The sequence below is a fragment of the Catenulispora sp. GAS73 genome, from assembly GCF_041262085.1.
Classification (GTDB): Bacteria; Actinomycetota; Actinomycetes; order Streptomycetales; family Catenulisporaceae; genus Catenulispora.
In genome coordinates, this window is sequence record NZ_JBGCCM010000025.1 from 81882 (window position 1) to 108229 (window position 26348).

Here is a 26348-nt window from a genome sequence, read left to right on the forward strand (position 1 = left end):
TTGCCTGTACTCGCCTGTACTTGACCGACCTTTGACGGACCGAGCGGCTAGGCTCGCGGGGTGATTTCCTTCGTGCAGGTCGGAAAGACCTACCCGGACGGGACGGTGGCTGTCGCCGCGACCGACCTGACCGCCGAGAGCGGCCGTATCACGGTCTTGGTCGGTCCGTCGGGGTCGGGCAAGACCACCCTGCTGCGGATGGTCAACCGGATGATCGACCCCACCAGCGGCGAAATCCTCATCGACGGGGTGGACGTGCGGTCGAAGTCCGCGCCGGAGCTGCGGCGCGGGATCGGCTACGTGATCCAGAACGCCGGGCTGTTCCCGCACCGGACGGTGCTGGCCAACGTGATGACCGTGCCGCGGCTGCTGGGCTGGTCCCGGGACAAGGCGCGCGAGCGGGCCATGGAGCTGCTGACGACCGTCGGGCTTGAGGAGTCCCACGCGAAGCGCTACCCGTTCCAGCTCTCCGGGGGCCAGCAGCAGCGCGTCGGCGTGGCGCGGGCGCTGGCCGCCGATCCACCGGTGCTGCTGATGGACGAGCCCTTCAGCGCCGTGGACCCGGTGGTCCGCAAGGACCTGCAGACCGAGCTGCTGCGGCTCCAGTCGGAGCTGAGCAAGACGATCCTGTTCGTCACCCACGACATCGACGAGGCGATCCAGCTCGGCGACAAGGTCGCGGTGCTGAACACCGGCGGGGTGCTGGAGCAGTTCGACACCCCGACCGAGCTGCTGGCGCATCCGAAGAACGCGTTCGTCGAGAGCTTCCTGGGAGTGGACCGCGGAGTGCGGCGGCTGTCCTTCTTCTCCTCTTCCGGCGTGCCGCTGCGGCCCGAGCCGGTGGTGGCGTTCGACGCCCCGGCCGCCGAGGTGCTGGCGCGCCGGGGTTCGCAGCCGTGGCTGCTGGTCGTGGACGGCGAGCACAAGCCGCTGGGCTGGCTGCCGGCGGACCAGGTGCCGGCCGACGGGGACCTGAGCCGGGTGCCGGTCGGGGACCTGACGTCGTACGGGCACACGTTCGACGCCGAGACGGACTCGCTGCGCGCGGCGCTGGACTCGGCGATCCTGTCGCCGTCGAGCCGGGCGGTGGGCGTCGGGGACGGCGGCCGGGTCATCGGCGTGGCGTCCGTCGAGGAACTGGTGCCGGCGATCAGAGCGGCGCAGGACGGCAGCACTCCGGCGGCCATCCGCGGCGACAGCCCGGACGCCGAGCCGATCGGCGGTTCGGGGATCGGCGACACTGTTTCCGAGATCAGCGACGCTGTTCCAGACACCGGCACCGGCGAAAACCCGGAGACCGTCTGATGAGGTCCGCGGGCCTGTTCCCCCACATCCCCAGTTATCTGGGCACATACGGTTCGCTGATCCAGCAGCAGCTCACGATGGCGCTGCTGTCGGTGCTGTTCGGGCTGATCCTGGCGATGCCGGTGGCGCTGCTGTGCGTGCGCTTCCCGAAGATCTACGCGCCGGTGGTCGGGCTGCTGACCGTCATCTACTCGCTGCCGTCCATCGCGCTGTTCGTGCTGCTGGTCCCCTCCACCGGACTGACGCAGACCACGGTCATCATCCCGCTGTCGTTCTACAGCCTCGCGGCGCTGGTCCCGAACATCGTCGAGGGCGTGCGCGGGATCCCCGAGGACGTCCGCCTGGCCGCGGTGGCCATGGGCTACACCGGCGCGCGCCGCCTGATCGCCGTGGACCTGCCGCTCGCGGTGCCGCCGATCATGGCCGGGCTGCGGGTGGCGACGGTCGGGAACGTCAGCATGGTCAGCGTCGGCACGGTCATCGGCGTGGGGGCGTTCGGCGCCCTGTTCACGGCGGCGGCGCAGCTGAGCCGGTCGGACCTGGCGATCACCGGCATCGTGGTGATCGTGGCGCTGGCCCTGGCCTGCGACCTGCTCCTGGTGGTCACCCAGCGGCTGCTCACGCCGTGGAACAAGCGGAGGTCGGCGTGAACGTCCTGAGCCAGGCCTGGGGCTGGTTGACCACGGCGGCGAACTGGCACGGGTCCGACGGGATCCCGACCAGGTTCCTGCAGCACTTCGAGTACTCGGTGGAGGCGGTGCTCATCGGGGCCCTGATCGCCTTCCCGCTGGGCCTGCTGACCGGGCACGTCAAGCGCGGCGGGCTGCTGGTCACCTCGCTGGCGAACGTGGCCCGCGCACTGCCGACGCTGGGCCTGGTGGTGCTGCTGGTGGTGGTCATGGGCGTGAAGTTCCGCGCCGTGATGATCCCGCTGGTGGCGCTGACCGTGCCGCCGATCCTGCTGAACACCTACGAGGGCGTGCGGAACGTCGACCCGCAGCTCACCGACGCGGCCAAGGGCATGGGCCTGCGGCCGTGGCAGGTGCTGTGGCGGGCCGAGGTGCCAGCGGCGCTGCCGCTGATCCTGACCGGGTTCCAGTTCGCGGCGGTGAACGCGGTGGCGAACACGGCGATCGCGGCGTACTCCTCGTTCGGGGGACTGGGGCGGTTCGTGATCGACGGCCTGGCGACGACCGACTACGGGATGGTGGCCGGGGGCGCGATCCTGATCGTGATCGCGGCGATTCTGAACCTGGTGTTCTTCGCGGTCCTGCGGAAGTTGTTGGTGTCTCCGGGATTGAGGCAGAAGAAACAGACCGTTTAACGCCAAGCAGGGGGGCCGGCTTTCAGCACGCACGAAGGACGCCCCGCATGAGCAAGACCTCCAGCACCCTGCTGTCGACGACGGCCGCGGCCACCGCTCTGGCCGCGGCCACACTCGCGATCACCGCCTGCACCAGCGGCAACCCCCTGGTCCCCGGCCCGAAGAAGGGCCAGGTGACGGTCGGTTCGGCCAACTTCCCGGAGAACGTGCTGCTGGCCGACATCTACGCCTCGGCGCTGAAGGCGAAGGGTGTGAAGGTCGGCGTCCGGTTCAACGTCGGCAGCCGCGAGGTGCTGTACCAGCAGGTACAGCAGGGTTCGCTGACAGTGCTGCCGGAGTACAACGGCGCGCTGCTGGCGTACCTGGACTCGAAGACGCGCGCCGCCACCACCGCCGACATCAACGCCGAGCTGCGGGCGAAGCTGCCCGCGAAACTGGAGATCCTGGACTCCTCCCCCGCCGAGGACAAGAACGCCCTGGTGGTCACGGCCGCGACAGCCGCGAAGGACCACCTGGCCTCGATCGCGGACCTGGCGCCCTACGCACCCTCGATGAGCATCGGCGGACCCCCGGAGTTCAAGGAGCGCTACCAGGGCCTCCCGGGCTTGAAGGACAAGTACGGCCTGACGTTCAAGAGCTTCGCCTCCCTCGACACCGCCGGCCCGATCACGGTCAAAGCCCTCGCCGACGGCTCAGTGCAGGTAGCGACGCTGTTCACGACGGACCCGAACATCACCTCGCGCGGCTTCAAGGTCCTGACCGACCCCGAACAGGTGTTCACAGCCCAGAACGTGACGCCGCTGGCATACCGCGACAGCATGACGCCGGTCGCGGTGGCCACGCTGAACGAGGTGTCGGCGAAACTGGACACGGCGGCGCTGGCGGGGATGATGGCGCAGGTGATGAATCAGAAGCGGGACATCGATGTGGTCGCGGATGATTGGCTGAAGGCGGCGAAGCTGCGGTAGGCGGCTGCTGTCCGCATCCCGGACACCCCGCGTCCGCCATCCGACACCCCATGAGACGCGCCCGCGTCCACATCCCGGGCGCCTCCGCCACGGCAGCGCCCACACGTGTCAGCATCTGCGCATGTCCGCTCCGCTGCTCGCCTGGTCCGACCGCCCGGTCGACCTGCTGCGCGTGGCGTCCTGCATGTGTACCGAGGCCTTCCCGACCTCGACCTCACATCCCGGACCTCGGAGCAGACATGTCCTCGGCTTTGCAGACGCCCACGCCTGACCTCGGCCTCGGCGCCAACCTCGACTACGACGTCGCCGATCCCTTTCTGCGCGACCTCGTCATCCCCGACCGCCCCCTGTGGACCCCGACGCAGCTCAGGGACCTGACCGCGGCGTTGGCCGGCGGCGCCTACGCCGACCGCCTCCGTCCGCTGGTGCGGTACACCGAGCCGCAGCGCTGGTGGACGCGGCTGGCCCTGACCCGCGGGGTCGAGGTGTGGCTGCTCAGCTGGCTGCCCGGGCAGGGGACGCGGCCCCACGACCACGGCGGTGCCGCCGGCTCGTTCGCCGTGCTGACCGGCGAGGTGCAGGAGGAGCACCGGTACCCGGGCGGGCCCATCGGGGTACGGAAGCTACAGGTCGGTGACGGTCTGGGATTCGGCGGCGATCGCGCGCATAGCGTCCGGCAATCGGGTATCGGTCCTGCCGCGACCGTGCACGCCTATTCGCCCCCGCTGCTCCCCACCCGGGAGTACGAGAGCCTGGAGGACCTGGTTTGAGTTCCGTGGACGCCTTCCTGGAGAAGGCCCGCTCCGGGCTGACGCGCGTCACGCCGGAGGATGCCGACGCGCTGCGCGGCGAGGGTGCGCTGCTGATCGACATCCGGCCGTTCGCGAACCGGGAGGCCGAGGGCGAGATCCCCGGCGCGCTGCCGGTCGAGCGCATCCACCTGGAGTGGCGGCTCTCGCCGGACAGCGAGTGGCGCCTGCCCGGCGTCACGGCCGAGTCGCGGGTCATCGTGTTCTGCAACGAGGGCTACGCCTCCAGCCTGGCCGCCCGCGACCTGCAGCTGCTGGGCCTGACGCACGCCACCGACCTGGTCGGCGGCTTCCGCGCCTGGGCCGCCGCCGGGCTGCCGACCGAACCGGGCGGCAAGCCGGCGCTGCCGTAGGCAGGTCGGGGCCACGCCCGCACCCAGCTCGACCACGCATCACCCGACCGTGTAACGCGGATGGCCGATACGCCACTGAACCCTCGGCCACAGCATCTTGATCCAGACCGGGCCGGTCGCAGCCACAAACGGTCTCGAAAAGGTCTCGAAACGGCTTTGTGGGAAGGCTGCCGCTGTCGGCGGCGGTTGCTACGTTCGACATGTCTATGTGTCTGGAGGGGAATAACCATGCAACTTCGCACTACTGGTTCCAAGACCCGGGTCGTCGGCGGAGCACTCGCGCTCGCCCTGGCCGCCACCGGCGCCCTGAGCGCCTGCTCGTCGAGCTCCAAGAGCGGCTCGAAGGTCGTCGTGGCCTCGGCGGCGTTCCCGGAGAACGTGCTGCTCATGGAGATCTACGCCCAGGCACTTGAGGCCAAGGGCATCACCGTGGAGCGCAAACCCAACGTGGGGCAGCGCGACGTGTTGTTCCAGCAGTTGAAGTCGGACTCGATCACCGTCGTCCCGGAGTACAACGGCGCCCTGCTCGCCTACCTGGACAAGACCGCGACCGAGACCACCCAGTCCGCCGTGGACTCCGCGGTGAGCGGGAAGCTGCCCGCCAACCTGGAGATCCTGCAGCCGGCCGCCGCCCAGGACAACGACTCGCTCGTGGTCACCCAGGCGCTGGCGACGAAGGACAGCCTGAAGAGCATCTCCGACCTCGGCCCCTACGCCAAGGACTTGGTCATCGGCTCGGCGCCGGAGTTCAAGACGCGGCAGCAGGGCCTGCTGGGCCTGCAGTCCCAGTACGGGCTGACCTTCAAGGACTTCAAGGCGCTGGACAACTCCGGCCCGCAGACCGTCTCCGCGCTCCAGCACGGTGACGCCCAGGTCGTCGACCTCTACAGCACCACCCCGGCCATCAAGACCAACGGCTTCGTGGTGCTCGACGACGACAAGGGCCTGTTCGGCGTGCAGAACGTGATCCCGCTGGTGGACAAGAAGAACCTGCCGCAGGCCGGCGTGGACGCGCTGAACGCGGTCTCGGCCAAGCTGGACACCACGACGCTGACCTCGCTGGTGGAGCAGGTCGTCACCGAGAAGAAGGACACCTCGGACGTGGCCAAGACGTGGCTGGCGTCCGTGGGCCTGGGCAAGTAGCCCTTCGCACGAGCACGAGCACGAGCACGAGCACAACGACGGTCCGGGCCGGAGGCGACACGTTCACCTCCGGCCCGGACCGATTCCAGGGGTCACGCTCTCAGGCCACCCCCGAATCAACCACCTGACCGCTTTACGGCAGCTTGTCCTTGTGGCCCGACTTCGAGATCAGCGCCATCAGCTCGCCGACCGCCGCGGTCGGCAAATTCTTGGCCAAATCCGCGACCCCGACCACGCCGACCAGCTTCCCGCCCGACACCACCGGCAGCCGCCGGATCCGGTGCCGGCCCATGGTCTCCACCGCGTTCGTCACCGGAGCGTCGGCGTCGACGGTGTGGATCCCGCCGCGCATCATCTCCCCGGCCTGCCGGACGGTCGGGTCGTCGTTCGCGGCCATCGCCTCGACGACCAGGTCGCGGTCGGTGAGCATGCCCAGCAGCTTGCCCGCGCCGTCGACCACCGGCACGCAGCCGACGTCCTCGTCGCGCATCACCCGGGCCACGTGCACCAGGTTGTCCGATTCCAGCACCGACTTGGGTGCCTCGGTCATCACATCGCGGACCGTGACCATACATCCTCCTGCTGGGGCAACCGCACCGAGAAGACAGAGCTGTCCCCGACCAGCTTGGTCTTCGCCGGGCCTGGCCGCTTTGTCATAATCTGCCAGACGGGTTACTGATCGCGGAGGCCCCATCACCCGCCGTGGCTCGCCCAAACGGGTTATCCTCCCTTGGCGAGCCATGAAGTAGCCTTCACGGGGCGCGACAGGGGGGAGCCACACCATGACCGAGGCCGTCACGACGGCCCTGGCCGGAGCCAACCCGCTCCCGGCGCCGAAGGTGACGCTCCCCCGGGAGCTCATCCGCGTGCTGAGGGTGTGGCCGGACTGGCTGTTCGGGATGCTGGCCTCGATGGGCATGGGCCTGGCCACCGGCGCCTTCCTGTACTGGGACCCCTTCGGGCACCAGGTGCGCGATCCGCTGACCCTGATCGTCACCACCGTGCTGACCGCGGTCGCCGACGCCTCGCTGACCAACCAGCTGGCCGCCGAGCCCGAGTGGGCCATCAGGGTCCTGTCCGGCGGCGGCGACCCGGCGCGCATGCTGCGCGTGCGCAACCAGGTCCTCTACATCTTCGAGGCCGGATTCGCCTTCGGCGTCGCCGGCCTGGTGATCCTGCTGACCAAGGACCACCACTGGGTCAAGCACAACTGGCCGATCATCGCCGAGCTGCCGCTGGCCCCGATCGCCGCCGGCAACCTGGCGTCGGTGCTGTTCCCGTGCCCCTTCATGCGGCTGCGCCACCGGTTGCAGGCCACGACCACCTGGCCGCGCTGGGGCGCGTACATAGGCATCCCGTTCGCGCTGACCTCGTTGGGCACCGCGACCGTGATGGGCTTCCCGGCCTGGATGGAACAGCAGGTCAAGCACTCCGCCGAGCGGATGCACCACCGGCCGTCCTGGCTGACCGCGGACAACATCCACTACGCGACCTGGCTGATCGCGGTCCCGGTGCTGAACCTGCTGATCTGGGCGATCGCGCTGAAGGCCGCTGACAGCCTGGCCCACATGCGCCGGCGCCATCTGGTCACCCTGATGCGCAAGCACACCGAACTGGCCATGGGCATGGAAGACATCTCACTGTGGGAGGCGGTCAAGGCCCTGCCGGCCAACCTGAAGACCATCCCGTCCGAGGTGCACCAGGCCGCCAGCGCCGAGATCGAGGAGGTCCGCCAGGTCGGCGGGCACATAGACCGGGGCCTGGAGCACGCGCTGGCCCGGCAGGCCGCGAAGATCCGCGCCAAGCGCGCCGCGGAGCAGAACGCCGGAACCGCATGACGGGCAATCCCGGCGAGCCCAGCAACCCCGCCAAGTCCAGCACCCCCGGCAGGCCTCGCCGCTGGCTGCCGGCCGCGGTGGTCGTCCTCGCGGTCGCGGCGATGGCGGTCGCGGCCCGGCACGACGGCCCGCTCAACCCCGGCGTCGGCACCGGCCTGTGGGAGGGCGCCCGGCCGGCCATGGCGCTGGGCGCCGTGATCGTCCTGGTCGTCGTGGCCACGAACTTCGCCAAGCACCGGGACGACGGCTACGGCGTCCTGCACCGGGCCGGCACGGCCACCGCCGTGCTGCTCGCCGCGGCCGCCGTCCTGACCCCGATAGGCCTGGTGTTCCTCGGGCGCAAACCCCAGCTTCCGCCGCCGTATCCGGTGGCCCCCAATCCCTCGGGATCCCGCACGCGCACCCCCAAGATCGACCCCGGCGTGACGCTGAAGCCGGCCACCGGCCGCCCCGGCGCGTCGATCGCCGCCTGGATCGTGGACACCGTGCTGATCCTCATCATCGCGGCGGCGGTCGCACTGGTCGCCTTCATGCTGATCCGGCTGCTGTCACGCCGCTGGCTGAGCAAGCCGGTCGAGACGATCGACTTCGAGTCGCTGGTCCCCGAGCTCGAACAGCTCGCCGAGGCCGTCGCGGCCGGGGCTGAAGCGCTGGAGTACGAGGGCGACGCCCGCGAAGCCGTGATCGCCTGCTATTCGGCGATGGAGCTGGCGGTCAGCGCCGGCGGCGGACTGCGGCGCGCCACCGACACTCCCGAGGAGTTCCTGCGCCGCGTCACCGGGGCGCAGCTCATCCCCGAGGAGCCCGCGCGCAACCTCACCGACCTGTTCCGCGAGGCCCGCTTCTCGCACCACCCGATCGCCGAGAGCCAGCGGGATGCGGCGCGCGAGGCGTTGCGGACGATCTCCGAGCATCTGCGGGTGCGCGCGGAATCCTTGGAAGCCGCGAGAGCGCAAGCCAAGGCTGCCACGGCTGCAGCGGCGGCCGCATCAGGATCAGCATCGGCATCGACACAGACCACCGGGAGGGGCTGATGGACGGACTGTCCGGCGTCGAGCGCCGCCGGTGGATCGCGATCGGCGTCGCGCTGGTCGCGATGACGGCCGTGGTCGGCTCGGTCGCCGAGCTGGTCCTCGGCACCCGCTGGCTGGGCCCGGCCCTCGGCGCCTGCGTCGCGGCCATCGCGATCGGCGCCTGGTACACCGTGTCCGGCCGCACCCTCGGGATGGACACCGAGGTCCGCGAGCGTGTGCTGGAGCGCCACTACATCGGGGTGGCCTGGTACAGCTCGATGCTCCGCAACACCCGCGAACGCGGCGGCTACGAACGCGGGCTGCGCAGGGAGCTGACGCGGCTGGCGGCGGCGCGCGTGGCCGAGAAGCACGGCGTGAACCTGTACCGGAACCCGCAGGCCGCCGCGCAGCTGATCGGAACAGATCTGTGGCCGCTGGTCGATCCGGCGGCGATCACGAGTACCACCGCCGCCGCGGGCGCGAACCCGCCGGGCGGCAGGCCCGCCGAGATCCCGGTCCGTGCGGTCGCCGAGCTGATCGAGCGACTGGAGCGGATGTGAGCGGGCAGCCAGACCAGACCAGAGGAGACGCGATGTCCGACGACCTGACCCCCGAGCAGACCTGCCGCAAGGCGCTCGCCGTGCTGGACGAGGTGGAGAAGGCCGTCGTCGGCAAGCGCGCCGCCCTGGAGCTGGTCCTGCTCGGCGTGCTGGCCGGCGGCCACGTGCTGATCGAGGACCTGCCCGGGCTCGGCAAGACCCTGATGGCCCGGTCCTTCGCCACCACCCTGGGCCTGGACTTCACCCGCATCCAGTTCACCCCGGACCTGCTGCCCTCGGACGTCACCGGCGCCCCGTTCTACGACCAGCGCGGCGGCGACATGGTGTTCCGGCCCGGCCCGGTTTTCACCCAGCTGCTGCTGGCCGACGAGATCAACCGCACGCCGCCGAAGACCCAGGCCGCGCTGCTGGAGGCGATGGGCGAGGGCCAGGTGTCGGTGGACGGCAAGTCGCACCCGCTGGACCCGGCCTTCGTGGTGCTGGCCACGGACAACCCGATCGAGTACGAGGGCACCTACGCGCTGCCGGAGGCCCAGCTCGACCGGTTCCTGCTGCGGGTCCGGATGGGATACCTGCCGCCGACCGACGAGGCCGCGATGCTGCTGCGCCGCCTGGACCGCCGGGCCGAGAAGGTGGAGCTGGCGCGGATCGTCGACGCCGCCGAGCTGCTGGCGATGCGCGCCTCGCTGGAGACGGTGGAGGTCTCCGCCGACGTCGTGGACTACGTGGTGGCCCTGGTCAACGCCACCCGCGCCGCGACGCAGGTGCAGGTCGGCGCGAGCCCGCGCGGCGGCCTGGCGCTGGTGCAGCTGGCGCGGGCGCGCGCGGTGCTGTCAGGGCGCGATTACGTGATCCCCGAGGACGTGAAGGCCGTCGCCGTCCCGGCGCTGGCACACCGGATCACCCTGCGGCCGGAGCTGTGGGTGCGGCGGGTGTCGGCGGACGAGGTCGTGGCCTCGCTGCTGGCCGCGACGCCGACGCCGCGGACGCTGCCGCGGCAGCAGGACGCCGTGGCCGGTGCCGGTGCTAATGCTGCCAGCGCGAACGGCACCGGCGGCGCCGCGCCGAGCCGGGCTCAGGAGCCGGCGCAGAAGTCGGCCGGCGCGCACCGATGAGCGAGCCGCCGCAGAGCTCGGCCGGCGCCGCGACGCCGAACCCCGGCGCAGCGGCCGCGGCCCGCGCCTCGAACTCGGCTGCGGCCTCGGTCGGCGCACCGCGGGCATCCATCTCTTCCCTGTCTTCCCTGTCTTCTCTGTCGTCGCCGACCACGGCCACGCCGAAGCCGGGCTCGGCAGCCAAGCCCGGCACCGCACCCTCGACCGCCTCGACCGCCTCGACCGCCCCCGCCGTCTGGCGCCCCTCCCTGCGCGCCGCCCGGCTGCTGACCGCCGCCGTCTGCGCGGTGGTCCCGGCCGTGGTCTTCGGCGCGTGGTGGTGTGTGCCGCTGGCCGCGGTGCCGCTGCTGATGCTCACCGCGCACGGCGGCACGCACCCCAAGCGGCTCCGCGCCGAGGTCGACGTCCCGGAACGGCGCTGCTTCGAGGGCGAGACGCTGACCGCGACCATCCGGCTGGCCGCCGACGCCGCGGCGGGCTGGACCCGCCAGGAGTACCTGCCGCCGCGCTCCCGCGACGACCACGACTTCGGCGGGGCCCCGGCGCCCTCCGGCGTGACGCTGGAGTCGCTGGAGCTGACCGGCGGCGTGATCACCGTGAAGCTGCTGGTCCCGCGCTGGGGCCGGTGGTCGCTCGGCGCGGTCGCGATCGACGTCCACGACACCGCCGGACTCCGGCTCACCTCGCTGCAGGCCGGCCTCGGCGAGGTCGAGGCCTTCCCGGTCCCGGCCCCCGACGACACGACGCTGGCCCCGGTGCGCTTCCCGGACCGCTTCGGCGAGCACTCGGCGCGCACGCCGGGCGAGGGCGTGGAGTTCATCCAGGTGCGGCCGTACGTGTTCGGCGACCGCCAGCGCCGGATCAACTGGCCGGCCACCACCCGGCGGCGCGAGCTGCAGGTCAACACCTTCGAGGCGGAACGCGCCGCGGAGGCGGTGGTGGTCGTGGACGCGCTGTCCGACCTGCCGCAGCCGCCGGATCCGGACAACCCGCGCCCGCGCTCGACGCTGGACACCGCGGTGCGCGGCGCGGCGGGCCTGGCCCAGGCGTACCTCAAGGCGCACGACCGGATCGGCCTGGTCACACTGTCCGGCCGGGTCCAGTGGCTGACGCCGGGATCGGGCAACGGATACCTGTACCGGATCGCGCAGACGGTCATGGACCTGCGCAAGGACTTCACGTACGAGATCGGCGGCCTGAGCCGGCTGCCGACGCGTGTACTGCCGCGCGGGGCGATGGTCTACGTCTTCAGCCCCCTGCTGGACCCCGGCGTGGTCGAGGCGATCAGCGAGCTCGCCGACCGCGGGCACCCGCTGGTGGTGATCGACGTGCTGGCACACGAGCCGGCGCCGACCACCGGCGCCAAGCCGGACCACCTGGACGCGCTGGCGCTGCGGCTGTGGCGGCTCGACCGGCAGGCGGTGCGGTTCGTGCTCGGGGAGTTGGGGGTGCCCGTGGTGACGTGGGACGGGATCGAGCCGCTGGATCTGGCGCTGGCTCCGTTGCAGCAGGCTCCGCTGGCCGGGAGGGCGCGATGAGTGCGGCCGGCGATGGCGGCGCTGGTGGTACTGACTCCAGCGGGGGCGGTTTCGTCGAAGGCCTGCTCGTCAGCCCCCTGTTCTGGGCCGCCTACGGCATCGTGATGGCCGTGATGGGCACCCGGGTGCCGATGTGGTCCTGGCCGCCGAAGGCGGAATCGGTCCTGGAGCTGGCCTTCTGCGTCGTGGTGTTCTCCGCCCTCGCGCAGCCGTACACCGGCCGGCCAGTCCTGACGTCGATGCGCATCCACCATGTGGCGACGGTCCATCGCAACACGCTGCTGGTCGGCGCGTTCGTGGTGCTGGTCGCGTGCGAGAAGCCGCAGGCGTGGGCCGCCGGTGTCGACGCCGTGCTGCTGGCCGGCTACTTGCTGTTGACCGACGTGCTCACCATCCCGCCGGGAGTGCTGCGGCGGACCGCCTCCCCGGTGTTCCTGATCACGCTGGCCGCGCTGATCGCCGGGGCGACGGCGCTGGTCGCGCTGCCGGCGTCGAGCGGGGCGTACCGGCCGGTCCTGGTCGCGATCGCCGCGGCGGCAGCGGTCGGCGCCGCATTGGCGACCGCCTTCGGGAGCGCCGAGGAACGGCGAGTAGGCTCGCGGGGAACCGAACGCCGAAACCAGGACAGGTCCTCCGAATGACTACGCTGACCTCCGGTGCCATCAAGCGCTACCGCGTGATGGCGCTGTTCACCGGCACCATGCTGCTGCTGCTCACCTTCGTGGTCATCCCGCTGCAGCTGTGGGCGCACAACAAGACGCTGGAGAAGCCGGTCGCGATCATCCACGGCTACGGCTACATGCTGTACCTGATCGTGGCGCTCGACCTGTGCCTGCGGGCCCGGTACAAGCCGATCCGCACCATCTTGATCCTGCTGGTCGGCGTGGTGCCGTTCCTGGCCTTCTACTACGAGCGCATCGTGGTCAAGGACACGCAGCGGCTGCTGGCCGAGGCGCAGGAGCGCGCGGCGAAGAAGAAGGCCAAGACTGCGGCGAAGGCGGCGCGGACCAAGACCGCGGTCGCGGTCGGCGCGCAGGGCGGGGACGCTACGGAGCCGTCGCCGGAGCCTGCTCAGGCTGAGTGAGTTCTTCCTCGTCTTCCTCGTCTTCCTCGGGTTCGACCGGGTTCGCCAGGCGGCGGACGTAGATGATGAACCAGCAGAGGCCGACGACACCGAACAACCACCACTGCAACGTGTAGCCGACGTTGAGGATGTACCAGGACGAGGTGTTAGGCGGTGCGGGCGCCGGGATCGGAGTCAGGTCTCCGGCGCCCGGGGTCAGCTCGTTCACGTAGGCCTGGTCCAGGTTGGTATACGGCCAGGTGTTCACCAGTGTCGCCACGTCCACCGAGGCGATCAGGTGCGCCGGATCCTTCGCGGCGGCGTCGGCGGCGTCCGGCGGGGCGCCGTCGGCGGGCTCCTCGGCGGAGAGCCAGCCGGTGACGGTGACCTGGCCGGACGGGGTCGGCGGCGGGATGATCCGCTGCGCCGACCAGCCGCGGCTGACGACCACGACGCCGCCGTCGGAGAGCTTCAGCGGGGCGATGACGATGTAGCCGATCGGGCCGTCCGGGAAGCGGCGGTCCGGCACCAGGAGCTGGTGCGCGCCGTCGAAGACCCCGGAGACGCTGACCGCGTGCCCGATGGCGTCGTCGGTGGCCGGGGAGCCGTCCTTGAGGAGCTGGGCCAGCGGGGCCGGCGTCACGTACGCCGCGGCGGCCTGCGGGCTCAGCTTGTGCGTGCGGTGCGCCCGCGACCACTGCCACATACCCAGGCCGACGAAGGCCGCGGTGAGCACGATCAGGGCCGTGATCGCCGCGAGCCAGGCGGGGCGGAACAGGAAGCGGTACTTCATCGTCCCCAGCTTCCCACGGCTGTGAGAGCGGTAAGAATCGGGTCGCTTTTCGGCACGAAAGCGCGGCTCCTACTCCGTAGTGAGTCACGGAGGGAATACTCTGAGTACGACGGACGGTGTCGGTCTCGATGCCGCCATGCCGACGCCCGGTGGTCACCACGGCGCGGCGACACCATGATCCTGCACAATGAACTGGGCTTTCGGATACGCCGGAGCCGGTATCCCCGCGTTGGAGGTGACGTGCACGCGCAGGAACCGCGGCCGCAGCAGGCGGCCGCGCCGGGGCGTCCTCGCGCGCCCAAGGACGACGACGCCCGCATCGTCGAACGCCTCCAACGCTCCCTGCTCCCCTCCGTCCTGGAGGTCAAAGGCCTGGTGACGGCCGCCGAGTACGTCCCGGCCGCCCGCCACCACAACGTCGGCGGCGACTGGTACGACGTCTTCGAGCCCGTCCCGGGCACCGTCACCTGGGTCATCGGCGACGTGGCCGGTCACGGCTTCGGCGAAGCCGTGGTGATGGCCCAGCTGCGCAACGCACTGCGCGCCTACGCCCTGGACACGCACGACCCGGCGGAGATCCTGCGGCGTCTGGACCGCTTCGTGTCGGCGTACCTGCCGAACGACACGACCGCGACCGCCTGCGTCCTGGTCCTGGACCGCGCCACCGGCCGCGTCCGCTACAGCGGCGCCGGCCACCCGCCGCCCCTGCTGGTGGTCGAGCGCGCGGGAGCGTACGTCACGCATTGGCTGGACCAGGCCAAAGGCCTGCCGCTCGGCGTGCGCGAGACCGAGCACCGCCCGGTCGCGCAGTTCACGCTGGTGCCCTCGGACACGCTGGTGCTGTACACCGACGGCCTGGTCGAGAAGCCCGGCGACGACATCGAGGACGGCATGGAGCGGCTGCGCATGGCGGCGCAGCTGGTGTGCGCGGAGCCGCCGGAGACGGTGTGCCGGCACCTGATGCTGCTGCCCGGCGAGGCGTACGCGGGGGACGACAGGGCTCTGCTGGTCAGTCGCATAAGCTGAGCACCTAAAGTAAGCGCATGTACGCGACGCGACCGGTAGACCTCGACTTCCTGAACACGGCCCCGATCCGCTTGTCCTTCGCCGGCACGCTCACCGCCGCGCCGAAAGCGGTCTTCGACGCCATAGCGCACGATGTGGCCGACCTCCCGCGCTGGTACGGCGCAGTGGCGAAGGCAGAGTACGGCGGCCCGGGCCCCTTCGGCGTCGGCACGAAACGCCGGGTGAAGCTGCTGGGAGGCGTGGCCTTCCACGAGCAGATCCTCGCCTGGGACACCCCGACCAGGTACGCGTACCGCATCGAGCGCACCACCGTCCCCGGCATCCGCGCCATGGCCGAGCAGTGGGCAGTCCTGGACACCCCCGCCGGCACCCGCGTCGCCTGGACCATGGCCATCGACGCGGCACTCCCGACCGCTGCGGCGATCCGCGCCTCGGCCCCGGGGATCGCGCTGGCGACGCGGCGAGCGCTGGGGCGGCTGGATCGGATGCTGGCGGCTGCGTAGCGCTGCGCCGATCGGGCGGTTCAGGCGCGCGAGTACTTCATTCGGGCCTTGACGATCTGGGATCATTGAGCCGAGGGTGGTGTGACCCCCGGATGGGGCGGGGTGAAAGAACGAGTCGGCCGAAACCCTGACCCCGCCGCCGTCCCGCGCGCCCCCGCCTGGCACCATGTCTGGTGCCATGCCGACCGCCGAACCACCGCAGCCACCGCAGCCGACGACCCTGCGCGCAGCGCGCGCCGTGGTCTTCGCGGCGCTCTGCGTGCTCGTGGGCGCGGTCGGTCACGACGCGTTCTCCGTCGGCGCGATCCCTGTGTGGGCGCTCCTCGTCGGCGGGGCGGCCGTGGTGCTGGTCGTGGCGCCGCTCACGCAGCGTGAGCTCGGGCTGCCGACCATCCTCGTGCTGATGGCCGGCGTTCAGGTCGGCCTGCACGAGCTCTTCGCCGCCGCGCAGCGCGGCTCCGCTCCCATGACCATGCCGATGGCGATGCCGCCGCGCGGCGAGTTCTGGTGCGGACACGCCGAGCCGGCCGGCGTCACGCAGGTGATGCAGAACATTGCCATGCCCGCCGCCCCGCCGCAACACTCGATGACCGGCGGCATGCTCGCCGCGCACGTCGTCGCCGCGCTGGTCGCTTCCTGGTGGCTGCGGCGCGGCGAGGCGGCGGTGTGGTCGTTGGCCCGGACGCTCGGCCTCGCCCTGATCGCGCCGCTGGTGCTGCTGGTCGTCGCGCTCGTGGCGTGGACGCCTCCGCGCCACGCCGTCGCGATCGCCACGCGGACCCCGTTCCGCGTCGGTCCCGACCGGCTCCTGCGCTTCGACCTGGCGCGGCGCGGTCCGCCGATGACGGCCGCCGCGTTCGCCTGACACGCGTCGGGACTCATCGAAGCTTCCCAAGCACGCCTGTCGCGATGCGGCCTCCCCACACCGTCATCGATCCGCCACGCCCAAAACCGCGTGGCCCATCCCCTGGATAGGCATGTCCACGAAGCTCACCTCCGGCACGCGCCGGACCACCGTCCTGCTCGCCACCGCGGTCGTCTCGCTGGTCGCCGCGGCCTCGGCCGCCGAAGCGCACGTGACCGTGAACCCCAACACCGAACCGCAGGGCGGCTACGCCAAGGTCTCCTTCCGGGTCCCGAACGAGGAGGCGAACGCCTCGACCACCAGCCTGGAGGTCGACATCCCGGTCGACCACCCGATCGCCTCGGTCTCGGTACGGCCGGTGCCCGGGTGGACCGCGACCGCGACCACCAGCCAGCTGGCGACGCCGATCAAGACCGACGACGGCCAGGTCACGCAGGCCGTGTCCAAGATCGTCTGGACCGGCGGCAAGATCGACCCGGGGCAGTTCCAGGAGTTCGACGTCTCGCTCGGCCCGCTGCCGAAGGACACCGACAAGATCGTCTTCAAAGCGCTCCAGACCTACTCCGACGGCACCGTCGTGCGCTGGATCGACGTCCAGCAGCCCGGCCAGCCCGAACCCGGCCACCCGGCGCCGGTGCTGCACCTGACCCCGGCGGCCGCGACGGGCACGGGCACTAATACCGGCACCGGCACGACCACCGGCAGCACCGCCACCGGCGCCCCGACCACTGCCCCCTCAGTCAGCCTGGCCGCCGACGCCAACAGCGACACCGCCGCGACCGCGAAGGCGGCCGGCACCAGCGACTCAGCCGCCCGAACCCTGGGCATCGCCGGCCTCGGCATCGGCGTCCTGGGCTTCGGCACCGCGATCGTGGCCCTGCGCCGCAAGAACAACCAGCCCTCCTGACCCCGACTTCCCGACATCCCGACCCGGAGAGAAGAAGAAATGAACCCGCGATCCACGCGGATCGCACGCCTCGTCCCGATGGCGGCCGCCATCGGGGCGCTGGCCGTGCTCAGCACCGCCTGCGCCAGCCCCTCCCAGGAGGTCGCGCAGGCCTCCCAGGTCTCCTCGCAGCAGTCCAAGTACAAGGGCACCGAGCTGGGGATCCCCACCCCGATCCCGCCGGTCACCCTCACCGACTTCAACGGCAAGCCCTACGACCTGAAGGCCAACGCCGCCGGCAAGCTCACCCTGGTCTACTTCGGCTACACCCACTGCCCCGACGAGTGCCCGACCACGATGGCCGACCTGGCCTCGGCCCTGCGCCTGATCCCCGCCGACACCCGCGCGAAGGTCCAGGTCGTCTTCGTCACCACCGACCCCGACCGGGACACCGGCCCGGTGATGAAGGCCTGGCTGGGCAAGTTCGACCCCTCCTTCATCGGCCTGACCGGCACCGTGGCGCAGGTCGACAACGCCGCCAAGCTCGCCGCGACGCCGGTGGAGCCGCCGAAGAAGAACCCGGACGGCTCGGTCGAGGTGGACCACGGCACCCAGGTCAACGCCTTCGGCACCGACGGCCTCGCGCACGTCGTCTGGCTCTCCGGCGTCGCGCCGAAGGACATCGCCCACGACATCACACTGCTGTCATGAACCTCCCGCTGAAGGCCGGCGCGCTGGTCGCGCCGGTGGCGGTGCTCGCCGCCGGGGCCGGCCTGCTGCTGTGGTCCGGCGGCGACGCCGAGGTGCACTCGGCGAAGCTGGCGGTGAGCGACGCCTACGTGCGCGAGCCGGCCAACCCCGCGGAGGCGGCGGCGTACTTCACCATCGCCAACAAGGGCGGCGGGGACGACACGCTCACCGGCGTCACGGCCTCCACCGGCCGTGCCACAATGCACACCACCAACGGCGCGCTGATGGTCGCCCTCTCCTCGGCCCCGGTCCCCGCGCACGGCAGCCTGGACTTCTCCCCCGGAGGCAACCACCTCATGATCGACGATCCGGGCCCCCTCAAACCGGGGACGACGGTGCGGCTGACGTTCACGTTCGCCGCGTCCGGGCCGATCACCGTGACCGCGCCGGTGATCGGGATCCTCGACCCGGCACCCGGCCAGTGACCAGCAGCGCCCATGGCAAAGGCCTCATACGCCGCCGCGTCGTCGCAGTCCTGACAGCGGTCCTGTGCGTATGGGGCCTGGCCGTCGCGCCCGCCGCCTCCGCGCACGCCACCGTGGTCTCGACCGACCCGGCCGACGGCGCGGTGCTCCCCACGGCCCCGACCCGCGTCACCGTCACCTACAACGAGGCCGTGTCGCTCCAACTCGGCGCGCTGCGCGTCTTCGCCCCCGACGGATCGCAGGTCGAGATCGGCTCGGCGGACCACCTCGCCGGCCAGCCGCGAACCGCGAGCGTGCCCCTGAAGTCCGGCCTGAAGAACGGCACCTACGTCGTCTCCTGGCGCGTCATCTCAGCGGACTCCCATCCGGTGCGCGGCGCCTGGACGTTCTCCATCGGCACCACCTCCGCACCGAACTCCGGCGGCGCCGAGGCCGCGCCGAGCGGATCGCGCACCGTCGGCGTCGTCTACGGCGTCGCCCGCTGGCTCGCCTACCTCGGCTTCGCCGCCCTGGCCGGCGGCTCGCTGCTGCTCATCGCCTTCGCGCCGAAGCTGGCGCCCGACCGCCGGCTGCGGCTGCTGATCGGCGGCGGCTGGTTCACGCTGCTGGTCGGGACCGTCGCGAGCCTGCTGTTGCAGGGTCCTTACGGCGGCGGGTTCGGCCTCGGCCGCACGTTCGACGTGGACGTCCTGCGCGCCACCCTGCACACCCGGCTCGGCACGGCACTGGCCTGGCGCCTGATCCTGCTCGGCGCGGCCGGGGTGATGGTGTCGTGGATCGCGACGCGGCTCGCCGAAGCCTCGGTACGAACTCGCCAAGCTGCCGGCGGCTTCGGGGCGGCGGTCGCCGTCGCGCTGGCCGCGACCTGGTCCATCGCCGACCACTCCGGCACCGGCTCGCAGGTCGCGCTGGCCTTGCCGGCCGACGTGCTGCACCTGCTGGCGATGGCGACGTGGATCGGCGGGCTGGCCGCGCTGGCCGCCTCGGTCCTCGGACCGCGGGTCGCGGGGATCGACGACGAGGCACGGCTGAAGTTGGTCCGCCGCTTCTCGACCACGGCTTTCACCGCCGTCTGCGTCCTCGCCGCCACCGGCGTCTACCAGGGCTGGCGCCAGGTCCGGCACTGGGACCCGCTGTTCAACACCGACTACGGCCGGATGCTGATCATCAAGTCCAGCATCTTCCTGGTCCTGATCGCGCTGGGCTTCCTGGCGCGGCGGATCCTGGCGGCGTCGTCGCCGGATCTGGCGCGGCTGAGGCGCTCGGTGGCCGCCGAGTTCGGCCTGGCGATCGTCGTGCTGGCCGTGACGGCGCTGCTCGTGGAGTCGCAGCCGGCCTCCGAGCCGGCGCCGAAGGCCGGTCCGGTGACCGTCTCGTCCCCGTTCGACACCGGGTCCGCCAACGGGACCGGCACGGTCGACGTCGCCCTGGACCCGGCACGCGTCGGCGCGGACCAGCTGCAGATCACGGTCCTGGACAAGACCGGCAAGCCGGAGTCGGTGCCCGAGGTCGACGCCTCGCTGGCGCTGCCGGCGCAGCAGCTCGGGCCGATCAAGATCACCCTGCAGGCGGCCGGGCCCGGGCACCACACCGCGAGCAACGTGCTGGTGCCGATGTCCGGCGCGTGGCAGGTGCTGGTGACGGTTCGGACCACCGACATCGACCAGGCGACGGTCATTCTGAACGTCGCCGTGGGCAAGTGAGAACATCAATGATCGAAGACAGCACTGAATCCCCGACCGCCGCTTCCCGCACCCGGCCCAGCCGCCGTTCCTTCCTCACCGTCGGCACCACCGGCATCGGTGGCGTGGCGGTCGGTGCGGCGGCCTCCGCGCTTCTCCTCAACGACAACGGCAGCGGCAACGGGCACTCCGCGAATCCCACCGGCGGCCTCGTCGCGGGCCTCGGCACCACAACCGTCGCCACCCCCTTCCCGCACCAGGCGGGCATCTCCGTCCCCGCGACCCAGCAGGGCCACGGCACCGTCGCCGCGTTCGACCTCGTCCCGGGCGCCGACGCCGGTCATCTCAAAGCTTTGATGCAAACCTGGACCACCGCCATCGCCGACCTCACCGCCGGCCGCACCCCGAGCGGCGACGCCGACACCACCGCGCTCGGCAGCGGACCCTGCTCGCTCACCATCACCGTCGGCTTCGGCCCCTCGCTGTTCGGCAAGGCCGGCCTCGATCCCGCCTCCCGGCCGCCGCAGCTCGCGCCGCTGCCCGCCTTCCGCGCCGAGAAGCTCGATCCCGCGCGCAGCGACGGCGACCTCGGCGTCGTGCTGGCCGCCGACGACGCGCTCGTCGTCTTCCACGCGCTGCGCACGCTCACCCGCCTCGCCGCCGGAACGGCCAAGCCGCGCTGGATCATGTCCGGCTTCTCGCGCGCGCCGGGCTCCTCGCCCGATCCCACCGCGACCGGCCGCAACCTGATGGGCCAGCTCGACGGGACCAACAACCCGACCGCCGCGCAGCCGGACTTCGCGAGCAAGGTCTACGTCGCCCCCGACGCCGCGACCACCTGGATGCGCGGCGGCTCGTACCTCGTCTTCCGGCGTATCAGGATGCTGCTGACCTCGTGGGACGCGCAGACCACCGCCGAGCAGGAGCGCGTGATCGGCCGGCACAAGGCCACCGGCGCTCCCCTGTCCGGCGGCGTCGAGCACACCCCGGTCAACCTCGCGGCACAGAACCCCGACGGCTCCCTCGCCATCCGCGGCGACGCACACATCCGCCTGGCCGCCGCGGCCAACAACGGCGGCGCCGCCATGCTCCGCCGCGGCCTGAGCTACGACGACGGCCTCACCCCCGACGGCGAGCCGGACGCCGGCCTGCTGTTCCTGGCCTGGCAGGCCGACCCGGGGCGCGCCTTCATCCCGGTCCAGCAGCACCTGACGCGCGACATGGACGCCTTGAACCGCTTCACCACGCACGAGACCAGCGCCTTGTTCGCGATGGTGCCGGCGGCGCGGGGTGACGGCTATCTGGGGCAGGCTTTGCTGGAGGCGGCGGGAGGTTGACGGCGCTCCTGTTCGGTGTGGGGGTGCCGCACAGAACTACGGACACTGATACTTCAGATCTCCAGCGCTCGCCGTCTCCGCCCCCGCCGCCAGCACCTCGGGATTGGTGATCCGGAACGTCGCGGTCACCGTCCCGCTCCCGGACAGCTTCAGCTGCCACGCCAGATGCACCTTCGGCGACTTGCCACTCACCGTCTCCGTCCCGGCGACGGCCTGCGTCGTGTGGTTCTTGGCCGGGATGTCCCACTCGTAGTCCACGACGCCGGTTCCGCCGTTCGTCGTGAGCTCCGCGACCATGTCCACCGAGGTGTCGCAGATGCCTGAGGGCTGCACCGGGGCGAAGTTGTGCACCGAGATGCTGGAGATCTGCACCGGGGTCGTGGGCTTCTTCTCCTTCAGCTTCACCGCCGCGAACGCCGCGGCCCCGAGCACCGCGCCGACCAGCACCAGGCCGACGAGGGTGCGGATGATGCGGCTGGGCAGGCCGTCCTTCAGGTCCTTCTTCGCAGGCACCTGGGTCCCGTGGCCGTTCACGACGCCGCCGGGGGCCGACACCGGCGTCGTGCCGAGCAGCAGCTCGACAGTGCGGGCGGCGTCCGCGGATTCCGGCACCACCGGCGTGATCAGCCAGATCAGGCCGGCGTCCTGGACCAGGTCCAGCACCGGCAGGGTGCCCGGCAGCAGTCCGCCGCGCGCCGCGACGGTGCGCTCGACCAGGCGCTGGACGCCGCCGGCCGCCTTGACCCGGGCCGGATCGAAGCGCAGCACGCCGAGCGTGCGGCCGTCGGCGCCGGTGGCCGAGTACCACACGCCGTCGGAGACCCGCAGCACTTCCGGTCCGAGCTTCAGGCCCATCCCGGGCAGTCCACCCTCGCTCAACGCACTCCCCCAGGTCGTCCTGCCGTGCAGCCGATCCGCGCTTGCGGCAGTGTAGAGCGTCCGGCGACGATGGAGGTCGCCCGTTCCGGAAGAAAGCAGTCGAACAATGCCTGTGACCCGTCTCAACCATGCCGTGCTGTTCGTCCGGGAGCTGGATCGCAGCGTGGCGTTCTACCGCGACCTGCTGGGCTTCGAGGTGCTGACGCAGGCTCCGAACGCCGCCTTCCTGCGCGCGCCGGGCTCGACGAACGACCACGACCTGGGCCTGTTCGCGATCGGCTCGCAGGCCGGGTCCTCCGAGGCCGGGCGCTCCCGGGTGGGGCTGTACCACCTGGCGTGGGAGGTGGACACCCTGACGGAGCTGGCGCGCTTCGAGGAGATCCTGAAGACGCACGGCGCGCTGGTCGGCGCGAGCGACCACGGGACCACGAAGGCGCTGTACGCGCACGACCCGGACGGCCTGGAGTTCGAGATGTCGTGGCTGGTGCCGGCCGACCGGGTCGGCGACGCGCAGCTGCCGGAGGGCTCCTTCACGCTGCCGCTGGATCTGAAGAAGGAGATCGAGCGGTACGGCGCCGACACCCGGGGCGGGGTCGGGATTTCGCACGTCGTCGTGCCCTGACAGATCCAGCGGAACCGTATAAACCGGGCGCGCCGCCGAGGCGCGCCCGCGCGCACACCGCTCAGTGTTTCGTTTTGAGACCAATCACACATCCGGCGATCCCGGACGGCCGCGGCGCCGTCGCCAACGACGCCGGCGACGCCGTCCGCGTCCAGGCGCCGGATGCGGGCCCGGAACCTCCGCCGAACATCCGATGACCCACCCCATCAATTTCGGGGACCTCCAGGCCAATGCGAAACCCGTGAGCCACACCACCAGATAGTCTTGTTCAGTCTTGAAGCGCCGCAGGTCTCGCCCCTGTCGACCACCTCACTTGGAGTCACCCGCATGTCGCTGCCCAGCCAGCAGGCCCTGTCCCGAACGGTCGTCGCCATCGACGGCCCCTCCGGGTCGGGCAAGTCGAGCGTGTCGCGCGGGGTCGCCGCGCGGCTCGGGCTGCGTTACCTGGACACCGGCGCGCAGTACCGGGCGATGACGTACTGGATGCTGCAGAACAAGGTCGACCTCGGCGACCCGGCCGCGATCGCCGCCGACGCCGAGGCGCCGGCGATCGTCTCCGGGACCGATCCGGCGGCGCCGGCGATCAGCGTGGACGGGCACGACGTGGCGGTGGCGATCCGGGAGGCGGACGTCACCGGCGCGGTGAGCGCCGTGGCCGCGGTGCCCGAGGTCCGGGCCCGGCTGATCGCGCTGCAGCGGGAGATCATCGGGATCGGCGGGATCGTGGTCGAGGGCCGGGACATCGCCTCGGTGGTGGCCCCGCGGGCCGACGCCAAGGTCTTCCTGACGGCATCCGAGGACGCGCGCGCGGCCCGCCGCAACAGCGAGAACGGCGGCGGGGCCGGCACCGTGGCTGCCACGCGCGACGCACTGACCCGCCGGGACAGCATCGACAACCGGACCAACGCGCTGGAAGCGACGCCGGGGGCGGTGGTGGTCGACGCCACCGAGCTGACACTGGAGCAGGTGATCGAGAAGGTCGCCGACATCGTCATCCACGCGGCCCAGGGCCCCGCCCCGGACGCCGCTTCCCAAGGGGTGGGACTCACCAGATGAAGGTTCTCCGCGATTCACACGACCGACCGTCGGTGCCCTGGCGGGTCCGGGCCCGTGCGGGCGTAGGCGCGCCCGGCAGCCAGGGCTCGGGGCAGGGTCAGGGTTCCGGTTCCGGTTCCGGTTCCGGTCCGGGGCAGGGTCCGGGACAGAGCCGCGACCGCGACCACTCCGCCGCGCACAACCACACGCCCAGCGCCCGCGGCGCCAAGCGCGCGCACCGCATCGGCGTGCCGCTGATGCACTCGCTGTGGCACGTCACCCAGCACAACACGGCCAACGTCCCGACCGACGGCCCGCTGCTGCTGGCCGGCAACCACACCGGCTTCCTGGACGGCCCGCTGATCGCCGGCGTCGCGCCCCGCCCGGTGCACTTCCTGGTCAAAAAGGAGATGTTCGTCGGCCCGCTGGGCCCGATACTGCAATACGGGTTCGGCCAGATCCCGATCGACCGGGACCACCCGGACCGCGCGGCGATCCAGTCCGCGCTGGCGACGCTGCGCTCCGGCGGCGTGCTGGGCGTCTTCCCGGAGGGCACCCGCACCACCGGCGAGTTCGAGTCGGTGCACAACGGCCTGGCCTACTTCGCACTGGCCACCGGCGCCCCGGTGCTGCCGGTGGCGTGCCTGGGGACGGCCTCGAACGGCAAGACGGTCGGCTCGCTGCCGACCCCGCGCACCCACCTGGACCTGGTGTACGGAACACCGGTGAGCCTGGAGGAGTTGTCCCTGGGGTCCGAGGGCCTGGGCCGGCGGCAGAAGATCGCCGCCATCAGCGAGGAGCTGCGGGTCCGCCTGGCGGCGCACGTGCAGTACGCCAAGCAGCTCACCGGGCGCGACAATTAGAGACGGACCCGGACCCGAAGACTGACCTGTCCGGTCGGCGGCCCCCCTGAGCAGGGGAACCGCCGACCGAACGTTTTCCCCGACGCATTGATCAAGACATGAGGACCCCCTGATGCAGCCCGAGACCGAGGACTACACTCCCGGCGACCTGAGCGCCGCGAGCGCCGCCCCCGCCGAGGAGTACTTCGACGAGGACTTCGACTACGAGGCCTACGCCGAAGGACTCGACTCGGAGGACTGGGAGCGCGGCGAGGGCGAAGGCGTCCGACTGCCGGTACTCGCAGTGGTCGGACGCCCCAACGTGGGCAAGTCCACCCTGGTCAACCGCATCCTGGGCCGCCGCGAGGCGGTCGTACAGGACATGCCGGGCGTCACTCGCGACCGCGTGTCGTACGACGCGCACTGGAACGGCCGCCGCTTCACCCTGGTCGACACCGGCGGCTGGGAGCGCGACGTGGAGGGCATGGCCAAGGCCGTCGCCTTCCAGGCCGAGGCGGCGATCAACGCCGCGGACGCGGTGATGCTCGTGGTGGACGCCAACGTCGGCATCACGGACACCGACGAGGCCGTGGTCCGCGTCCTGCGCCGCGCCGGCAAGCCGGTGATCCTGGCCGCGAACAAAGTCGACGACCAGCGCGCGGAGGCCGAGGCAGCCGCGCTGTGGAACCTGGGCCTCGGCGAGCCCTTCGCGGTATCCGCGCTACACGGCCGCGGCTCCGGCGACCTCCTGGACGCCGTCCTGGACGTCCTCCCGGAGACCCCCGCGGTCCGCTTCGGCGAGATCGTGGGCGGCCCCCGCCGCGTAGCCCTGGTCGGCAAACCCAACGTCGGCAAAAGCTCCCTCCTGAACAAACTGGCCGGCGAGGAACGCGTCGTCGTCGACGCCACCGCCGGCACCACCCGCGACCCGGTGGACGAACTGATCGAACTCGGCGACAAGACCTGGCGCTTCGTCGACACAGCAGGCATCCGCCGCCGCGTCCACCACACCTACGGAGCCGACTTCTACGCCAGCCTCCGCACCCAGGCAGCAATCGAAAAAGCAGAGGTAGCGGTAGTCCTGGTCGACGCCAGCGACTCCCTAACCGAACAAGACCTCCGCATCATCACCATGGTCGCCGAAGCCGGCCGAGCCCTAGTCATCGCCTACAACAAGTGGGACCTGATGGACGAGGAACGCCGCTTCTACCTCGAACGCGAAATCGAACGCGACCTGGTCCAAGTCCGCTGGGCCCCCCGCGTCAACCTCGCGGCAAAGACAGGCCGCCACGTAGACAAGCTGGTCCCAGCCCTGGAACAGGCCCTAGAAGGCTGGGAAACCCGAGTCCCCACCGCCAAACTAAACGCCTTCCTAGGCACCCTGGTAGCGGAACACCCCCACCCCCTCCGCGGCGGCAAGCAGCCAAGAATCCTCTTCGGCACCCAGGCATCAACACGACCCCCCCGCTTCGTCCTCTTCGCCAGCGGCTTCCTAGAGAGCGGCTACCGCCGCTTCATCGAACGCCGCCTCCGCGAAGAGTTCGGCTTCACCGGCTCCCCCATCCAGATCTCAGTCAAGGTCCGCCAGAAGAACAAGGACCGCAAGAAGTAGGACACCCACCCCCGCCCACACCCCACCCGGCGCGCCGCCGCCAACCGATGTGATTCAAAGGC

The 26348-nt window shown here is 71.3% G+C and carries 29 protein-coding genes; 26 read left to right on the top strand and 3 right to left on the bottom strand.

Annotated features, from left to right (window positions below; genetic code table 11):
- The first annotated feature begins 60 nt into the window (after nt 1-60).
- From ABH935_RS32760 to ABH935_RS32790, 7 genes are all read left to right on the top strand, one after another.
- Complete coding sequence (locus ABH935_RS32760) at nt 61-1305, top strand: ABC transporter ATP-binding protein (protein ID WP_370381819.1); 1245 nt, start codon at nt 61-63, stop codon at nt 1303-1305.
- Nucleotides 1305-1955 carry an ABC transporter permease gene (locus ABH935_RS32765; protein WP_370381820.1) on the top strand — a complete coding sequence of 217 codons (651 nt, stop codon included), beginning with the start codon at nt 1305-1307 and terminating at the stop codon, nt 1953-1955. The genes ABH935_RS32760 and ABH935_RS32765 overlap by 1 nt, the downstream gene beginning before the upstream one ends.
- Nucleotides 1952-2629, top strand: a complete 678-nt coding sequence (locus ABH935_RS32770; RefSeq protein WP_370381821.1) for an ABC transporter permease — start codon at nt 1952-1954, stop codon at nt 2627-2629. The genes ABH935_RS32765 and ABH935_RS32770 overlap by 4 nt, the downstream gene beginning before the upstream one ends.
- Before the next feature lie 47 nt (nt 2630-2676).
- Nucleotides 2677-3597, top strand: a complete 921-nt coding sequence (locus ABH935_RS32775; RefSeq protein WP_370381822.1) for an ABC transporter substrate-binding protein — start codon at nt 2677-2679, stop codon at nt 3595-3597.
- Nucleotides 3598-3836: 239 nt separating this feature from the next.
- Entirely contained in the window at nt 3837-4367 is a 531-nt protein-coding gene (locus ABH935_RS32780; protein ID WP_370381823.1) for a cysteine dioxygenase family protein, read from the top strand.
- Nucleotides 4364-4759 (top strand): rhodanese-like domain-containing protein, encoded by a 396-nt coding sequence (locus tag ABH935_RS32785; RefSeq protein ID WP_370381824.1) that lies wholly within the window; start codon nt 4364-4366, stop codon nt 4757-4759. The genes ABH935_RS32780 and ABH935_RS32785 overlap by 4 nt, the downstream gene beginning before the upstream one ends.
- 228 nt (nt 4760-4987) lie before the next feature.
- Nucleotides 4988-5902: an ABC transporter substrate-binding protein gene (locus ABH935_RS32790; RefSeq protein ID WP_370381825.1), complete on the top strand. Its 915-nt coding sequence runs from the start codon at nt 4988-4990 to the stop codon at nt 5900-5902.
- 133 nt (nt 5903-6035) lie between these two features.
- Here the strand turns inward: ABH935_RS32790 and ABH935_RS32795 are convergent, their stop codons facing one another.
- A complete protein-coding gene (locus tag ABH935_RS32795) occupies nt 6036-6473 on the bottom strand; it encodes a CBS domain-containing protein (RefSeq protein ID WP_370355300.1) in 438 nt (145 codons plus the stop codon).
- Nucleotides 6474-6684: 211 nt separating this feature from the next.
- Between ABH935_RS32795 and ABH935_RS32800 the strand changes: the two genes are divergently transcribed.
- Genes ABH935_RS32800 through ABH935_RS32830 form a run of 7 tightly spaced genes read left to right on the top strand, consistent with a single transcriptional unit; the run spans nt 6685 to nt 13050 of the window.
- Nucleotides 6685-7740 (top strand): hypothetical protein, encoded by a 1056-nt coding sequence (locus ABH935_RS32800; protein WP_370381826.1) that lies wholly within the window; start codon nt 6685-6687, stop codon nt 7738-7740.
- Entirely contained in the window at nt 7737-8774 is a 1038-nt protein-coding gene (locus ABH935_RS32805) for a DUF4129 domain-containing protein (protein WP_370381827.1), read from the top strand. The genes ABH935_RS32800 and ABH935_RS32805 overlap by 4 nt, the downstream gene beginning before the upstream one ends.
- Nucleotides 8774-9313: a hypothetical protein gene (locus tag ABH935_RS32810; RefSeq protein WP_370381828.1), complete on the top strand. Its 540-nt coding sequence runs from the start codon at nt 8774-8776 to the stop codon at nt 9311-9313. Before ABH935_RS32805 ends, ABH935_RS32810 begins: the two co-directional genes overlap by 1 nt.
- A gap of 32 nt (nt 9314-9345) precedes the next feature.
- Nucleotides 9346-10428, top strand: a complete 1083-nt coding sequence (locus ABH935_RS32815; RefSeq protein ID WP_370381829.1) for an AAA family ATPase — start codon at nt 9346-9348, stop codon at nt 10426-10428.
- The gene (locus tag ABH935_RS32820; RefSeq protein ID WP_370381830.1) at nt 10425-11966 is read left to right on the top strand and encodes a DUF58 domain-containing protein; all 1542 of its coding nucleotides are present in this window, start codon (nt 10425-10427) and stop codon (nt 11964-11966) included. The genes ABH935_RS32815 and ABH935_RS32820 overlap by 4 nt, the downstream gene beginning before the upstream one ends.
- Nucleotides 11963-12607: a hypothetical protein gene (locus ABH935_RS32825; RefSeq protein ID WP_370381831.1), complete on the top strand. Its 645-nt coding sequence runs from the start codon at nt 11963-11965 to the stop codon at nt 12605-12607. The genes ABH935_RS32820 and ABH935_RS32825 overlap by 4 nt, the downstream gene beginning before the upstream one ends.
- Nucleotides 12604-13050 carry a DUF3817 domain-containing protein gene (locus ABH935_RS32830; RefSeq protein ID WP_370381832.1) on the top strand — a complete coding sequence of 149 codons (447 nt, stop codon included), beginning with the start codon at nt 12604-12606 and terminating at the stop codon, nt 13048-13050. The genes ABH935_RS32825 and ABH935_RS32830 overlap by 4 nt, the downstream gene beginning before the upstream one ends.
- Here the strand turns inward: ABH935_RS32830 and ABH935_RS32835 are convergent.
- A complete protein-coding gene (locus ABH935_RS32835) occupies nt 13013-13822 on the bottom strand; it encodes an SURF1 family protein (protein WP_370381833.1) in 810 nt (269 codons plus the stop codon). The genes ABH935_RS32830 and ABH935_RS32835 overlap by 38 nt on opposite strands.
- A gap of 240 nt (nt 13823-14062) precedes the next feature.
- Here ABH935_RS32835 and ABH935_RS32840 point away from each other — a divergent pair, with 240 nt between their 5' ends.
- The 8 genes from ABH935_RS32840 (at nt 14063) to ABH935_RS32875 (ending at nt 21296) form a co-directional block, all read left to right on the top strand.
- Entirely contained in the window at nt 14063-14848 is a 786-nt protein-coding gene (locus ABH935_RS32840) for a PP2C family protein-serine/threonine phosphatase (protein ID WP_370381834.1), read from the top strand.
- A gap of 17 nt (nt 14849-14865) precedes the next feature.
- Entirely contained in the window at nt 14866-15351 is a 486-nt protein-coding gene (locus tag ABH935_RS32845) for an SRPBCC family protein (RefSeq protein WP_370381835.1), read from the top strand.
- A 166-nt stretch (nt 15352-15517) separates the two neighbouring features.
- Entirely contained in the window at nt 15518-16216 is a 699-nt protein-coding gene (locus ABH935_RS32850; RefSeq protein WP_370381836.1) for a hypothetical protein, read from the top strand.
- A 112-nt stretch (nt 16217-16328) separates the two neighbouring features.
- Complete coding sequence (locus ABH935_RS32855) at nt 16329-17123, top strand: YcnI family protein (protein WP_370381837.1); 795 nt, start codon at nt 16329-16331, stop codon at nt 17121-17123.
- A 39-nt stretch (nt 17124-17162) separates the two neighbouring features.
- Entirely contained in the window at nt 17163-17813 is a 651-nt protein-coding gene (locus ABH935_RS32860; RefSeq protein WP_370381838.1) for an SCO family protein, read from the top strand.
- The gene (locus ABH935_RS32865; RefSeq protein WP_370381839.1) at nt 17810-18277 is read left to right on the top strand and encodes a copper chaperone PCu(A)C; all 468 of its coding nucleotides are present in this window, start codon (nt 17810-17812) and stop codon (nt 18275-18277) included. Before ABH935_RS32860 ends, ABH935_RS32865 begins: the two co-directional genes overlap by 4 nt.
- Nucleotides 18274-19980: a FixH family protein gene (locus ABH935_RS32870; protein WP_370381840.1), complete on the top strand. Its 1707-nt coding sequence runs from the start codon at nt 18274-18276 to the stop codon at nt 19978-19980. Before ABH935_RS32865 ends, ABH935_RS32870 begins: the two co-directional genes overlap by 4 nt.
- 8 nt (nt 19981-19988) lie before the next feature.
- Entirely contained in the window at nt 19989-21296 is a 1308-nt protein-coding gene (locus ABH935_RS32875) for a Dyp-type peroxidase (protein WP_370381841.1), read from the top strand.
- A 36-nt stretch (nt 21297-21332) separates the two neighbouring features.
- Here the strand turns inward: ABH935_RS32875 and ABH935_RS32880 are convergent, their stop codons facing one another.
- Nucleotides 21333-22175 (bottom strand): hypothetical protein, encoded by an 843-nt coding sequence (locus tag ABH935_RS32880; RefSeq protein WP_370381842.1) that lies wholly within the window; start codon nt 22173-22175, stop codon nt 21333-21335.
- Between the two features lie 106 nt (nt 22176-22281).
- Here ABH935_RS32880 and ABH935_RS32885 point away from each other — a divergent pair, with 106 nt between their 5' ends.
- The 4 genes from ABH935_RS32885 (at nt 22282) to der (ending at nt 26286) form a co-directional block, all read left to right on the top strand.
- Complete coding sequence (locus ABH935_RS32885; RefSeq protein ID WP_194921828.1) at nt 22282-22797, top strand: VOC family protein; 516 nt, start codon at nt 22282-22284, stop codon at nt 22795-22797.
- 327 nt (nt 22798-23124) lie between these two features.
- A complete protein-coding gene (cmk, locus tag ABH935_RS32890) occupies nt 23125-23853 on the top strand; it encodes a (d)CMP kinase (protein WP_370381843.1) in 729 nt (242 codons plus the stop codon).
- Nucleotides 23850-24695 (top strand): lysophospholipid acyltransferase family protein, encoded by an 846-nt coding sequence (locus ABH935_RS32895; protein ID WP_370381844.1) that lies wholly within the window; start codon nt 23850-23852, stop codon nt 24693-24695. Before cmk ends, ABH935_RS32895 begins: the two co-directional genes overlap by 4 nt.
- Nucleotides 24696-24807: 112 nt before the next feature.
- Entirely contained in the window at nt 24808-26286 is a 1479-nt protein-coding gene (gene der / locus ABH935_RS32900) for a ribosome biogenesis GTPase Der (protein WP_370381845.1), read from the top strand.
- Nucleotides 26287-26348: the final 62 nt, after the last annotated feature.

Bases quoted from the DNA above. Each gene is read 5' to 3' on its own strand.
- ABH935_RS32765 (WP_370381820.1), top strand. From the start codon at position 1,305: ATGAGGTCCGCGGGCCTGTTCCCCCACATCCCCAGTTATCTGGGCACA.
- ABH935_RS32775 (WP_370381822.1), top strand. From the start codon at position 2,677: ATGAGCAAGACCTCCAGCACCCTGCTGTCGACGACGGCCGCGGCCACC.
- ABH935_RS32780 (WP_370381823.1), top strand. From the start codon at position 3,837: ATGTCCTCGGCTTTGCAGACGCCCACGCCTGACCTCGGCCTCGGCGCC.
- ABH935_RS32790 (WP_370381825.1), top strand. From the start codon at position 4,988: ATGCAACTTCGCACTACTGGTTCCAAGACCCGGGTCGTCGGCGGAGCA.
- ABH935_RS32795 (WP_370355300.1), bottom strand. From the start codon at position 6,473: ATGGTCACGGTCCGCGATGTGATGACCGAGGCACCCAAGTCGGTGCTG.
- ABH935_RS32800 (WP_370381826.1), top strand. From the start codon at position 6,685: ATGACCGAGGCCGTCACGACGGCCCTGGCCGGAGCCAACCCGCTCCCG.
- ABH935_RS32805 (WP_370381827.1), top strand. From the start codon at position 7,737: ATGACGGGCAATCCCGGCGAGCCCAGCAACCCCGCCAAGTCCAGCACC.
- ABH935_RS32810 (WP_370381828.1), top strand. From the start codon at position 8,774: ATGGACGGACTGTCCGGCGTCGAGCGCCGCCGGTGGATCGCGATCGGC.
- ABH935_RS32815 (WP_370381829.1), top strand. From the start codon at position 9,346: ATGTCCGACGACCTGACCCCCGAGCAGACCTGCCGCAAGGCGCTCGCC.
- ABH935_RS32820 (WP_370381830.1), top strand. From the start codon at position 10,425: ATGAGCGAGCCGCCGCAGAGCTCGGCCGGCGCCGCGACGCCGAACCCC.
- ABH935_RS32825 (WP_370381831.1), top strand. From the start codon at position 11,963: ATGAGTGCGGCCGGCGATGGCGGCGCTGGTGGTACTGACTCCAGCGGG.
- ABH935_RS32830 (WP_370381832.1), top strand. From the start codon at position 12,604: ATGACTACGCTGACCTCCGGTGCCATCAAGCGCTACCGCGTGATGGCG.
- ABH935_RS32835 (WP_370381833.1), bottom strand. From the start codon at position 13,822: ATGAAGTACCGCTTCCTGTTCCGCCCCGCCTGGCTCGCGGCGATCACG.
- ABH935_RS32845 (WP_370381835.1), top strand. From the start codon at position 14,866: ATGTACGCGACGCGACCGGTAGACCTCGACTTCCTGAACACGGCCCCG.
- ABH935_RS32850 (WP_370381836.1), top strand. From the start codon at position 15,518: ATGTCTGGTGCCATGCCGACCGCCGAACCACCGCAGCCACCGCAGCCG.
- ABH935_RS32855 (WP_370381837.1), top strand. From the start codon at position 16,329: ATGTCCACGAAGCTCACCTCCGGCACGCGCCGGACCACCGTCCTGCTC.
- ABH935_RS32860 (WP_370381838.1), top strand. From the start codon at position 17,163: ATGAACCCGCGATCCACGCGGATCGCACGCCTCGTCCCGATGGCGGCC.
- ABH935_RS32865 (WP_370381839.1), top strand. From the start codon at position 17,810: ATGAACCTCCCGCTGAAGGCCGGCGCGCTGGTCGCGCCGGTGGCGGTG.
- ABH935_RS32875 (WP_370381841.1), top strand. From the start codon at position 19,989: ATGATCGAAGACAGCACTGAATCCCCGACCGCCGCTTCCCGCACCCGG.
- ABH935_RS32885 (WP_194921828.1), top strand. From the start codon at position 22,282: ATGCCTGTGACCCGTCTCAACCATGCCGTGCTGTTCGTCCGGGAGCTG.
- cmk (WP_370381843.1), top strand. From the start codon at position 23,125: ATGTCGCTGCCCAGCCAGCAGGCCCTGTCCCGAACGGTCGTCGCCATC.
- ABH935_RS32895 (WP_370381844.1), top strand. From the start codon at position 23,850: ATGAAGGTTCTCCGCGATTCACACGACCGACCGTCGGTGCCCTGGCGG.
- der (WP_370381845.1), top strand. From the start codon at position 24,808: ATGCAGCCCGAGACCGAGGACTACACTCCCGGCGACCTGAGCGCCGCG.